The 13,202-nt window shown below is 37.7% G+C and carries 9 protein-coding genes and 4 tRNA genes; all 13 read right to left on the bottom strand.

The genetic code is table 11. The features are described 5' to 3' along the window. Positions 1-31 precede the first annotated feature (31 nt). Complete coding sequence (locus BK580_RS00655; RefSeq protein WP_078378467.1) at positions 32-1,270, bottom strand: S1C family serine protease; 1,239 nt, start codon at positions 1,268-1,270, stop codon at positions 32-34. Between the two features lie 135 nt (positions 1,271-1,405). Continuing rightward, positions 1,406-2,200, bottom strand: a complete 795-nt coding sequence (locus BK580_RS00650) for an MBL fold metallo-hydrolase (protein WP_078378466.1) — start codon at positions 2,198-2,200, stop codon at positions 1,406-1,408. A gap of 6 nt (positions 2,201-2,206) precedes the next feature. After that, positions 2,207-3,004: a two-component system regulatory protein YycI gene (locus BK580_RS00645; RefSeq protein WP_078378465.1), complete on the bottom strand. Its 798-nt coding sequence runs from the start codon at positions 3,002-3,004 to the stop codon at positions 2,207-2,209. 1 nt (position 3,005) lies between these two features. Then, positions 3,006-4,346: a YycH family regulatory protein gene (locus BK580_RS00640; protein ID WP_169864723.1), complete on the bottom strand. Its 1,341-nt coding sequence runs from the start codon at positions 4,344-4,346 to the stop codon at positions 3,006-3,008. Further along, the gene (gene walK, locus BK580_RS00635) at positions 4,343-6,181 is read right to left on the bottom strand and encodes a cell wall metabolism sensor histidine kinase WalK (protein ID WP_078378463.1); all 1,839 of its coding nucleotides are present in this window, start codon (positions 6,179-6,181) and stop codon (positions 4,343-4,345) included. Before walK ends, BK580_RS00640 begins: the two co-directional genes overlap by 4 nt. Before the next feature lie 5 nt (positions 6,182-6,186). Beyond that, a complete protein-coding gene (gene yycF, locus BK580_RS00630) occupies positions 6,187-6,888 on the bottom strand; it encodes a response regulator YycF (RefSeq protein WP_078378462.1) in 702 nt (233 codons plus the stop codon). A gap of 227 nt (positions 6,889-7,115) precedes the next feature. Beyond that, complete coding sequence (locus BK580_RS00625; protein ID WP_078378461.1) at positions 7,116-8,606, bottom strand: peptidoglycan DD-metalloendopeptidase family protein; 1,491 nt, start codon at positions 8,604-8,606, stop codon at positions 7,116-7,118. A gap of 434 nt (positions 8,607-9,040) precedes the next feature. Continuing rightward, positions 9,041-9,113: transfer RNA gene (locus tag BK580_RS00620), tRNA-Phe, on the bottom strand. Positions 9,114-9,306: 193 nt separating this feature from the next. Next, positions 9,307-9,382, bottom strand: a tRNA-Asp gene (locus BK580_RS00615). Between the two features lie 30 nt (positions 9,383-9,412). After that, positions 9,413-9,487, bottom strand: a tRNA-Glu gene (locus BK580_RS00610). Between the two features lie 5 nt (positions 9,488-9,492). Beyond that, positions 9,493-9,568 (bottom strand) — tRNA-Lys (locus BK580_RS00605). A gap of 378 nt (positions 9,569-9,946) precedes the next feature. Then, on the bottom strand, positions 9,947-11,239 hold the full coding sequence (locus BK580_RS00600; RefSeq protein WP_078378460.1) for an adenylosuccinate synthase: 1,293 nt from the start codon (positions 11,237-11,239) through the stop codon (positions 9,947-9,949). 247 nt (positions 11,240-11,486) lie between these two features. Then, complete coding sequence (gene dnaB, locus BK580_RS00595; RefSeq protein ID WP_078378459.1) at positions 11,487-12,854, bottom strand: replicative DNA helicase; 1,368 nt, start codon at positions 12,852-12,854, stop codon at positions 11,487-11,489. Between the last annotated feature and the right edge of the window lie 348 nt (positions 12,855-13,202).

Raw genomic sequence — 13,202 nt, 5'->3', positions numbered from 1 at the left:
ACAAAGAAAAAAAGGGAGATTTCTCCCCCACTTACGATGATTCTCCTGTTAAAGTAACGATAACCTTCTTTAGGTCTTTGCCTCGATAAAATGTCACTTCCATCTTATCTTGAATTTCTTTTTCATTATAAAGATGCTTTCTCAACTCAATGACATCTTGTATTGGCTCTCCATCTAATTCGACAATCACATCGTATTCCTTTAAGCCAGCATTTGCAGCAGGGGAGTTTGGCGTTACTCCAGTGATGTAGACTCCAGCCTTCACTTTAGCCGGAAGTTTTAATGTTTCTTGCCAATGATAACTTGAAACATCTGATAAAGAACCAATACTTACACCGAAATATGGTCTTCTTACCTCCCCGTAATGCTCAAGGTCATTAATGATAGGAATTACTGTATTACTGGGAATTGCTAGTCCAATTCCTTCTACCTCTTGCTGGGCAATTTTCATCGAATTAATGCCTATTAGTTTACCTTGGATATTGATTAAGGCCCCTCCACTATTTCCAGGGTTTATTGCAGCATCTGTTTGCATAACATCTGCATGCCAGTCAAAGACCCCATCCCGATCAATATCAACCGGAATACTTCTGTCAGTACCTGAAATAATTCCTTGAGTGACAGAACCAGAAAATTGAAGCCCCAGTGGGTTTCCAATCGCAATAACTGGTTCACCTGTCCGAACATTATCCGAATTGCCAAAGTTCGCTACCTTCGTGACCAGTTCATCTTCCATTTCAAGGACAGCTAAATCGGTCAAAGGATCTTCACCTAGTACCTCTGCTGGTACCCTAGTTCCATCAATTAAACTCAACTCCACTTGATTTGCTCCTTCAATTACGTGGAAATTTGTGACTACGTAAGCCTTGCCATTTTCTTTTTTATAAATAACACCAGAACCAGTGCCTGCTTCCCCATCTGAATCTGTTTCTACATTACCATTATTCCAAAATGATGATTGTTGTAGATTAATAACACCAACAACCGCTTCTGCTACTGCATCCACTGCTTCTGTTACTCCAGAGATAACATTTACCGAAATATTGCGTACTTCTGCAGTTCCTGCTTCTCCTGGTTCGGGAATTAACTCGCGTTGTTCATTAGTAGGTTGACTGACATCTGGTACCGCATTTCTTGTAAGAGCTGGAAAGGCGACCACAATAAGAAAGGCACCAAGTATTAACCCTACAAGGCTAGGTAAGAAATATTTTCCTCGGTTTCTTTTTTGCTGCGAATTTTTTGATTGATCGTGCTGGTCGTAGTATCCCACTTTATTTCCTTCCTTTCTAGAAAAAGCTTTCCTTCCAAAAAGGCTGTTTTCCGTGGAACAACTTAAGCTACAAACCCAAACTACCGCATTTTCCTCAAAAAAGACAAAAAGAAAGGCGCTAGAAGCCTAAGATAGTTACACGAAAGCTAGCGCTGTTGGAGCTTTAGGATCTGTATCATATAGCTCCACCTGCTCTCCGGTTATAATTCCCCGTGTCGCAAGTGTTTGTTGTACAGACATTCTCGCTAAATCTTTCATGTTATTATCTTGACTTAAATGCGCCAAATAAATACGCTTTGTTTGATCTCCCATGACATCTGCCATTGCAAGGGCAGCATCTTCATTGGAAACATGTCCAACATCACTTAAAATTCGCCGTTTTATACTCCAAGGATAATGTCCCATTTGCAACATCTGAACGTCATGATTACTCTCAAATACATAGGCATTCGCATTAGAGATAACGCCCTTCATCCGATCGCTTACATACCCAGTATCCGTTATAACTACTAGTTTTTTATCCCCTTGGTGAAATGCGTAAAACATTGGCTCTGCTGCATCATGAGAAACCCCGAACGATTCTACATCGAGTCCACCAAATGATTTCACACACCCTGTTTCAAATGTGAATTTCAAATCGGTAGGAATGGCACCAACCAGCCCATCCATCGCCTTCCAGGTTTTTTCATTCGCATATATAGGCAATTTATATTTTCGTGCTAACACTCCTAGGCCTTTTATATGGTCACTATGCTCGTGTGTTACAAGGATGCCAGAAAGATGTTCTATTTTTTTATCTATTTTACTAAATAACTCTTGCATTTTTTTGCCGCTCAAACCAGCATCAATTAATAAAGAATGCTCCTCTGTCGCGACATAAATTGCATTCCCAGTGCTACCACTAGCAAGCACACTAAAATGCAGGCTCATGTCACTTCACTCCATTGCTCTGTTATCTTTTCTCGTTATAACTTGTCCTTCAAATGCATTGACAAAGTAATCTTGTTCCCCGTTCACTACAATATGCCAAGTTGGAGTTAATACATGTGAGTTTGTATACTGCACAAGTGTATAATAACCAAACTCTACTTTTGTTACGTGACTACCAGGCTTTAGCTCATTCATATTATACATGTTTTCTAATGCTTCAAAAGCATTAATTAGTTCTTGCGCCTCATCCATGTCCTCTAAATCGGTAATAAAGGTTTGTCTGTAGGAAACAATATTATTTTTATCATCTAATATCAAATTCAGCATCCCACTATTACTACTGTTATAGATAAGACTATTTTTATGTTTTTGTAGAAAAATGACTTCATTTGCCTCTTCGCTATATCCCCAAAACTCGTATTTATCACCAAAGAGAATCTGATCTTTTAAAAATTGCGCAAAACGAGAGGAGGTATTATTTTCTGGGATAACGATTGGCTCCTCAAATGCACCCACTAAAATCGTTTCATCTACAATCTCTACATCTTGATTCTTGTTCTCTAAGTCCTCTAAGTTTTCTACTGTAAACTTGTAACTTTTCCCACTTATATAGCTTTCTTTGATTGGTTCCTTTGGCAATTTATCGTATGTTATTTCATCAGCCTCAAATTGCTCTTCTATCTTAGGCTCTGCAATTAAATCTAAAGGAGCTTCTACACTTTTTTCGTATATTTGGTACCCTAAGAAAATATTTAATACGAGAAACGTAATAATGAAAATGGTTTTTGTTTTCCTCCAATCCATCCTACATTCCCCCTAATTCATCTTTCTCTGAAAATATCACTTTATTCCAGCTATCACCGTATTGATAAACCCAGATTGGCTCTAGAATAAACACGACTTGGTTGGGATTTGCCAAATCTCTCTTCAACTCGTACCCAATCTTAATATCTCGGAGTTTCTTAATATCAAAGTTAGGAAGAGCTAATAACTCTTGTTCTGTTTCTGAGGCAGATGGTAATAGCACGTTTTGCTGAACATTATAGATAGGAACCCCTAATTCAAAAATAGGGCGAGAATAGCTATACATCTCATTATTCCGCCATACCTGTGTTATTTCTGTCAATCCCTCTCGATTAAAGACTGGATAATCTCCTACATATAATCGAAATATAGCGGATTCATGAGCACTTTCTGATTGATTCCAATGGGCGAAGAGAAATTTATCTTTTGTCCAACCGCTATGTTCATTTACAAACTCAATACTACGTTCGATGACATTAAAATCCGCTGCATTTGACATATCGGCCGCTATTGTATTTACAAATTGTAAAAGAGAATACGATCGATCAACACTCATTATCCTAGAACTGTCTGTATACACTTCTCCAGACGTCATTTGATCCTTTGTTACAACACTTGGAACATCGAATAGAGCATCTTTAAAATCCTCTGGATTAATAGTATCGGAAAGATAATGCATTTTCATCATTTCTACCGGATCTTTTGGAACAAAGATGAAGCGACTTTCTTCCGCCTTAATTGCAGCGTATTCACTGTATCGTACTGCTGTTTGGTAAAAAACATTTTTCAAAGTGGCAATAGACATACTATGAACTTTTGCACTATACACTCTTCGATCCTGATAATTAACTAAATAAATAATCGGTTCAGCTCTATCTGCTTCACTATTCAGATCAATCATCATTCGATCAATGGTGAGGTTAGGAATTTCTTCGTCGCTAAAATCTGTTAAATAACGTAATGTTGGCAGTGGAATTTTATCTGGAAATATTATTTCCATTTTCCCTACTCCATGCATAAAGGAGGTAAAATCCTTCTCCTCAATATACATGGAAGTAGCATTCACATCATAGATACTCCATTTTTCCATTTCTTTTGCTAAGCGAGAAATTTCCTGCGAATCTGTGGTACCATAATGAATTTCTTCATAATGAAAAATCATTTGAGCAGGACGAATAATATTCCCCACTTCTTGCTTTGAACTAATCTTTACCTCTTTGAGTAGCTTTTCATTTCCCGTATAGTCAAACGCCGGCTGATAGGTCCATAAGTTCCATGTAAGTACTAAACTAGTTAGGACGAGTATCGTTAATATTAAGGATTTTATATTTTCATATTTCATGACCATTCATCCTCTTGTTCATCTTGCGTAATTGGAAGTGTAAAGAAAATTTTCGTTCCCTTTCCTTCCTGACTAGAAGCCCAAATATCCCCATTATGGGCATTAATCATCTCTTTTGCTATGGCCAATCCTAAACCAGTTCCACCAAGCATTCGTGTACGAGCTTTATCTACTCGATAGAAACGGTCAAATACTTTCGAGACATCAGCCTTAGGAATGCCGACTCCTTCATCACTAATACTGACTAAAACTTGCTTGGCAGCATCCTCTATGTGAACTGCAAAAGTAATAGTGCCACCTTCTGGGGAATATTTCATTGCATTTGAAATAATGTTATCTAATACTTGTGTAATCTTATCTTCATCTAAGGAAACGAATACCTCTTGATTAGGTAGATCTCGAACAAAGATAACCTTTTGCGATTTAGATAATTCAAATCGATCGATAATTCGATTAAAAAATCCGATAAAATCAACAGATGTTTTATAAAAGCGATAATCCTTCGCATCCATCTTTGAAAGCTGAAGCAAGTCATTGACTAAACGAATCATTCGCTCTGTTTCTGTCTGCGTAACATCCAAAAATTTTGGAGCTATATCATCATCTTTCCATGCTCCATCAGCTAAAGCCTCTAAGTAACTTCTCATTGTCGTTAATGGTGTTCTTAATTCATGAGAAACATTGGCAACAAATTCTCGTCTCTCTTGATCTATTTTTTCTAGTTCCGTAATATCGTGTAAAACCGTAATTAACCCATTAATAAATCCTGTTTCCTTTTGGATAATAGAGTTACTTGCCCTCAATATTAATGGTTTATTTTCAGTACTAAAATCTAAAATTAGCGACTCTTGCTCCGATATTAAACTATCAAATGTGTGGGTCTCACCTATATCTAAAACCTCCACAATAGGGTTTTGTAGGACTGTTTCACGTGAAACATTCAACATTCCTAGTGCTGGTTCATTAATTAGAATAACACGGCCTTTTCGATCAGTGGCAATAACCCCATCCGTCATATGAGAAAGGACAGAACTCAATTTTCTCCGTTCTCCTTCTGTTGTAGCCTGTGCTTCCTGCAATTTCTTCGTTAGATTATTAAAGGAGAGTGCCAACTGACCTATTTCATCATCGCCATAAATATTAACCTTTCGAGAAAAATTACCCCTTGCCATCTCTAGTGCTTGTTTTCTCATATCTGACATTGGTCGTGTAATCGTTTGAGCAAGTAGTACCCCAAGCACTGCCGTAACAACTAATGCAAGAATAGTTCCAGTCATAAATATCCCGTTTATTTGTTTCATTTGATTGTAGAGGTTTTCCATGGAGGCTTCCAAATAAATGGCCCCAATGATTTCTTGATTATTCGTTTTTATAGGTGCAACCATTATACGCATTCGATGTCTCGTATTTCGATCAAGCTCTATCTTATCTGAGGGGGAACCGACGGCAAGTGCTCGTTTTATTAGCAAAGATGTCGTCCTTTTTCCCACCATTCTTGCTTGGTTATAAGGGTTTGATGTTCCTAACACCATACTTTTACTATTGATTACTCTGACCTCGGAAATATCCTCCATCTTAACGTCTTGTAAGACTGTTCGGATATCCTCCTCTATTTTTGGTGTCGTATCATCACGTTGCTTCTTCATTTCCTGTTCTATGCTATAAGCGAGCAAATTTATTCGTTCTTCTAGGGAGCTCTTAAAATTTCTATCTAATTGACTCTCCAATTTACTAACAAAATACACACCAATTATTTGCATCGCAATCAAAATCAATAAGACATAAATCAATACAAACTTTAAGTGAATCGATCGAAAGAATCCTACTTTTTTCATGAGTATTATTCCTGCTCAGATTGTCGCAGGTAATAGCCAACTCCTCTTCTCGTTACAATCCAAGATGGATGGCTAGGATTGTCTTCAATTTTCTCACGAAGACGACGAACAGTCACATCTACTGTTCTTACATCACCAAAATAATCATAGCCCCACACAGTTTGTAGCAAGTGTTCACGTGTCATAACTTGTCCAATGTGTTTGGCTAAATAATGAAGTAATTCAAATTCACGATGCGTTAACTCAATCATATCTCCTCGTTTTGTCACCATATATGCATCAGGATGAATAACTAAGGTTCCAATGGAAATTTCCGAAGATTCCTCTACTTCATTTCCTTTTTGTTGATGTCTACGTAAATTAGCCTTTACTCGCGCAATTAATTCACGTGTACTAAATGGTTTTGTCACATAGTCATCAGCACCTAGCTCTAGGCCTAATACTTTATCTATTTCCGAATCCTTCGCAGTTAGCATAATAATCGGCATCTCGTATTTCTTTCTAACCTCACGACAAACCTCCATGCCATCTCTTTGCGGGAGCATGATATCTAATAGAATTAAATCTGGGCGAACTTCTTCAACCTTGTTTAGTGCTTCTTCTCCATCATAAGCACAATAAACGTCGTAACCCTCTTTTTGTAGATTGAATTTTAATATATCTGCAATTGGTTTCTCGTCATCAACAACCAGTATTTTCTTTTCCATCTCAAATCGCTCCTTATCACTGCTATCTATTAGTATCATTTAATTTTTCTGAATCCATTATACTAAATACTTTACCACGTAAAGAGTAGTAAAGCATCTAATATAGGAAAAGTGCTCGCCGGTTGTTCAGCCCAGGCAGAGCAAAAATTCCAAGATCATCAAAAATAAAAACCTCTAGCTACTATTAGGTGTGCTAGAGGTTCTCATTGATTGTTTGATTAACATCATTAGTTTAGATATTGCATCGGATCTTTTAATTGACCATTTTGATATACTTCAAAGTGTAAGTGAATTCCTGTGGATTGACCTGTTGTTCCCATTACACCTATTTTGGAGCCACGCGCTACTGTTTGACCAACAGATACATCAATTGAAGCTAAGTGTGCATAGGTTGTTTTCATCCCATTTTGGTGGTTGATGATGATTTTGTTACCGTATCCGCCATCCCAACCTGCAAACTCTATTTCTCCGTTATCTGCAGCTTTAATCGTACGATCACTTGGTCTTGCGATATCGATCCCTTTGTGCATTTTCCCCCAGCGATGTCCCATTTTACTTGAAACATACCCACCAACAGCTGGCCATGCAAGAGACCCACTTCCTCGAGAAGCGATAACTTTTGTTCCTTTTACAACAATGTGTGCAACAGGCTCTTTCACCACTTCTTCATGTGTTACTTCCGTTTTCACAGTAACACCATTTTCCTTAGTCACAATGGATTGAATATTTTTCTCTCCATTTACACCTTGTTGCTTAATCTTTGTTTCACCCTTAGGCAAATCTCTATCTTCTTCTACCTCTTGGGCAAAAGGTACTTCTTCATTTCGAGAAGATTCCTCTTCTACTATTACATGTACAAAAGGTTTAAGAGCTGTAACATTTAAAGTAGTTCCGATTTTCAATAAAGAAGCTTCCTCTAGGTCAGGGTTCAAAGATAACAGTTCAGTAGAGGTTAAATCATACGCCTCTGCTATACCACCTAGAACGTCTCCTTCAGCAACTGTATATTTTTTTGTAGATTTAACACCTTTTTTCAAAAGGCTAACTGCCTCTTTTACAGAAATTACTTCCTCAGGGTTAACATTTTTTTCGGAATATGAAACTTTTTCTTTAAGTTTTACGTCTAATATACGAGACTGATCAACTTTAATCGCTTCAGGTTCATTATCCATTTGCTTTCTTTGCTCAAATTCTTTCAACTGCGTTTCAGAAACGAACTCTAACGTTAGTTGCTTTATTACTTTTTCTGCATCTTCTTCATTTTTTAGTAAAACCAGGGCTTCTCCATTAATAGTTATTACTGAAGCACTAGCTTTTACTTCTAGATTATCTACAACTTTATCTATTGTATCCTTGTTTTGAGAGGAAGGTCTAAATACCTTTTCAGGCAAAACAGATAACTCATTTCCTACCGAGAGTTCTAAATCTTTAAAGTCTTTCTGGACAGCCTCAACTTTAGCGGCAATTGCCTTGTCTAAAGCATCTTTATCATCTATTGCTCCTACACGTTCTCCATTTAGGTAAACATGGTAGATCGTGCCTAACAAAGAGTTTTCACTTGCCTGTGCAGCAACAGCACCAAATGATAACGATCCAGAAACAAATGTTGTAATTAGCGCTTTTTTTGCAAACGCAGAAAAACGATTATCTTGAAATTTATGTTTAATATTTAGTTTTTTTGTGTATGTATTATACATAGTCTTTAATTGGCTGATCATGGTTATATCCCCCTGATTCCATTCCCGAAAAAGAACAATTTCTAAATCATCTTCTAGTAAATTGATACTCTCTCAAATTTTTCGACTCCTATACCATACCATATATCTACAAATAAATAGAATACTAGAGCAAAAGATGTAACATAATTGTATTATTCTTGTCATATTTAGGCGTATTATAGTATATTTTCCTTATTTAGTTAGGTTGATGGGTAATTATTCCTATGTTTTTCGACTTGATTCTGTTTTTTTCGTGTTGGTTAGCATAAACCTGTACAGAAACAGACCGTTTTCTGGAAGATGTTGTAGTTAAGAAACTAAGAGACTAGTCACTGGATCGAGGAAACGTTAAAAAACTTTGTGAAAATTATACTTTCTATAACAGGAAAAAAGCATCCTACTTTTCATTTTTGAAAAGTAGGATGCTTTTGGGATGGCTCGGGACGGAATCGAACCGCCGACACATGGATTTTCAGTCCATTGCTCTACCAACTGAGCTACCGAGCCATAATTTTAGTTATTATAATAATCTTTTGTGTTCTTTGCATCATCACCCAAATTTTAAAAGGCGAAATTTGTGCGCTGTGGTTTCGCTTCGTAGCGTACTCGATCGTGCTCTACCAACTGAGCTACCGAGCCACATTGTATGTATTGTTTTTCTTTTCCAATCCCTAATGAAGGAGTATAGAATATATATAAATGGCGGTCCCGACCGGGATCGAACCGGCGATCTCCTGCGTGACAGGCAGGCATGTTAACCGCTACACCACGGGACCTAATATTTATGTATATTTTATTAAGATAAATGGTGACCCATACGGGATTCGAACCCGTGTTACCGCCGTGAAAGGGCGGTGTCTTAACCGCTTGACCAATGGGCCTTAAATGGTGTGCCATGAAGGATTCGAACCTTCGACCCTCTGATTAAAAGTCAGATGCTCTACCTACTGAGCTAATGGCACTTATTTTTAAGTATTTCATTAAGTTTGTAGCATCTTTATACTTTACTTCATTAGAAGAAGCAATTCTATTTTGACGACGTTTTTAATAATAGCATACTATATAATATATTTGCAATAGCTTTTTAATAAAATTCATCTTATTTTTTTGAGTCTTTTACTTTACGATGATTGCTCTTATCTTTATTCAACATTTTTAATAAACGAATGGTTCCATAGATGGTGATACTCTCCATCCGCCAGTAACTCCCTTAATCTAATCTCGATCGATCAGCAAAAAATAAAAAAATGGCTTGCTATTATATTAACAAGCCATTTTAGTTGTAGAGGGGCCATTGCAATATGATGGAATATATCGCACCTTACAAGCCCCGTTTTTTTTTATTTGGATGCGTATACGCTTCTTACTACGTTCGTCTGAGAACGATCTGGTCCTACAGAGAAGATAGATAGTGGAATACCTGTAAGTTGGGATACACGCTCAATGTAGTGACGTGCATTTTCTGGTAACTCATCTAAGCTTGTTACACCTGTGATGTCTTCTGTCCAACCTGGCATTTCTTCGAATACTGGTTCACACTCAGCAAGAACCTTTAGGCTAGCTGGGAATGCTTCCATTACTTCGCCTTTATATTTATATGCGACACAAATTTTTAACGATTCAATTCCAGTAAGTACATCAATAGAGTTTAAAGATAGATCTGTTAATCCACTTACACGGCGAGCATGACGTACTACAACGCTATCAAACCAACCAACACGACGTGGTCTACCTGTTGTTGTTCCGTACTCTCTACCAACTTCACGGATTTGATGACCAATTTCATTATCAAGTTCCGTTGGGAATGGACCGTCACCTACACGAGTAGTATAAGCTTTTGCTACTCCTACAACATGATCGATTTTTGAAGGACCTACACCAGAACCAATTGTTACTCCACCTGCAACTGGGTTAGAAGATGTAACAAATGGATACGTACCTTGGTCAATATCTAACATAACGCCTTGTGCACCTTCAAATAAAACTCTACGACCATCGTCTAATGCATCATTTAATACAACTGATGTATCTGTTACATATTTAGCAAATTGTTGACCATATTCATAGTACTCGTCTAAAATATCTTCTATTTTAAAGCCTTCTACTTCGTACATTTTTTCTAATAGACGATTTTTCTCTGCTAAGTTATGTGTTAATTTTTCTTCAAAGAGCTCACGATCCAATAAATCAGCAATACGAATACCTACACGTGCTGCCTTATCCATGTATGCTGGACCGATCCCCTTTTTCGTAGTACCTATTTTGTTTGCACCTTTACGCTCTTCTTCTACCTCATCTAATTTAAGGTGATAAGGTAAGATTACGTGAGCACGATTACTGATACGTAGATTGTCTGTGCTAATTCCACGATCATGTAAATATTTTAACTCGGTAATTAAAGCTTTTGGATCAACAACCATACCGTTACCGATCACACAAATCTTATCGCTATAGAAAATTCCAGAAGGGATTAAGTGTAATTTATAAGTTTCACCGTTAAATTTAATTGTATGTCCTGCATTATTTCCACCTTGGTAACGCGCGATTAATTCTGCGTTTTCAGAAAGAAAGTCTGTAATTTTACCTTTTCCTTCATCGCCCCATTGTGTTCCTACTACGACTACTGATGCCATAGATCGTACACCTCCACTTAAATATGTAGACTTTTTTATTTACTATTTTCAACCAAAGTTAGTTTATCAGTTGAAGCATAGAAAGTCAATCAAAACACGAACGTTTTTTCAAAAACTAAATGTATTTGTTCGTAAATATTACAGATTTTTCACTCATATATTTGTTCTATAACATTTCTAGTACCACTTTGTTTCGGACTACCCTAAAACCACATACAAAGGCATCTACCAACGTAGATGCCTTTTATTATGCCCCTGGAGGGACAGATTCATCATCAAATCTGCGCTCCAAGTTCACAAATTTATTATATTCCTTTACAAATGCTAGTGAAACAGTACCAACCGGACCGTTACGTTGCTTGGCTAAAATAATTTCAATAATGTTTTTGTTTTCACTTTCCTTGTCATAATAATCATCACGATATAAGAACCCAACAATATCTGCATCTTGCTCAATACTTCCAGATTCACGAATATCTGACATCATTGGTCGTTTGTCTTGACGTTGCTCTACCCCACGGGAAAGCTGAGAAAGGGCGATAACTGGCACTTGCAATTCCCTTGCTAAGGCTTTTAAGGAACGAGAGATTTCTGAAACTTCCTGCTGACGGTTCTCTCCGCCATTTCTTCCGCTTCCTTGAATAAGCTGTAGATAGTCAATCAAAATCATTCCAAGGCCGCTCTCTTGTCTTAGTCGACGACATTTTGAGCGTATTTCACTTACACGAATACCTGGCGTGTCATCGATGTAAATCCCAGCGTTAGATAGACTTCCCATTGCCATTGTTAGCTTGCTCCAGTCTTCTGCTGTTAGCTGACCTGTTCTGAGGTTTTGGGCATTAATATTGCCTTCTGCACACAACATCCTCATTACAAGCTGCTCTGCACCCATCTCTAAACTGAAGATAGCAACATTTTCACGTGCTTTTGTCGCAACATTTTGAGCGATATTTAAAGCAAAGGCCGTTTTTCCAACAGAAGGACGAGCAGCAATAATGATAAGATCATTTCGCTGAAATCCTGCCGTCATACGATCTAGCTCGGTGAAACCTGTTTCAATACCTGTGATTTCCCCTTTACGATTATGAAGGGTTTCGATGTTATCATAGGTTTTCACTAATACATCCTTGATATTTTGAAATACACCAGAGTTTTTCCGTTGGGACACTTCAAGGATTTGTTTTTCTGCTTCATTCAAAAGTCCAGCTACTTCATCTTCTCTAGAATAGCCATCTTGGGCAATATTTGTTGCTGTTCGAATGAGTCGACGAAGAATTGATTTTTCTTCTACTATCTTTGCATAATATTCAATATTTGCAGCGGTCGGAACAGACCCAGCCAAATCACTTAAATAGGAGACACCGCCGACTTCCTCTAATATTTTCTGATTAGCAAGTTCCGATGTAACAGTTACTAGATCCACCGGCTCCCCACGATCGGAAAGATTTAACATACAGTCAAATATCTTCTGATGTGCCGCTCGATAAAAATCGTCTGGAAGCACTAGCTCTGAAGCGGTTGTTAAAGCCGAGGGTTCTAGGAAGATAGCTCCTAACACAGCTTGTTCTGCATCTATATTTTGTGGGGGTATACGGTCAGCAAAAAGATCACTCATACATTTCCTCCTCTCTTTCTTATTGTACTTACGTGCTTTTTTCACACTATTATCTTTAGTTTTTTTCAAATAGATAGTTATAACCTACCCAAAAAATTCAAAACAGATTTTTCTTAGCAAGGCAACAACCTTAATGGAAAGGTTTTGTTAAACACCGCTGTTGATTTCCGCACGAGGCTTCGCTTATCCAGAGGGCGCTTGTGGAGCCTCCTCGGCTTCGCCTCCGGGGTCTCCACAAAACGCTATCTCCCACAGGAGTCTTCACCTCGTGCTCCAATCAACAGCTAAGTACCCACTAATCAAAACTGTACTTTAACAGAGCCTATGGGCACAGCATTCTTACTTCAT

Origin of the sequence: Sutcliffiella halmapala, from assembly GCF_002019665.1 — a bacterium.
Taxonomy (GTDB): Bacteria; Bacillota; Bacilli; order Bacillales; family Bacillaceae_I; genus Sutcliffiella_A; species Sutcliffiella_A halmapala.
Note: the sequence above shows the minus strand (reverse complement) of the source record. Positions and strands in the feature narration are given on the sequence as shown.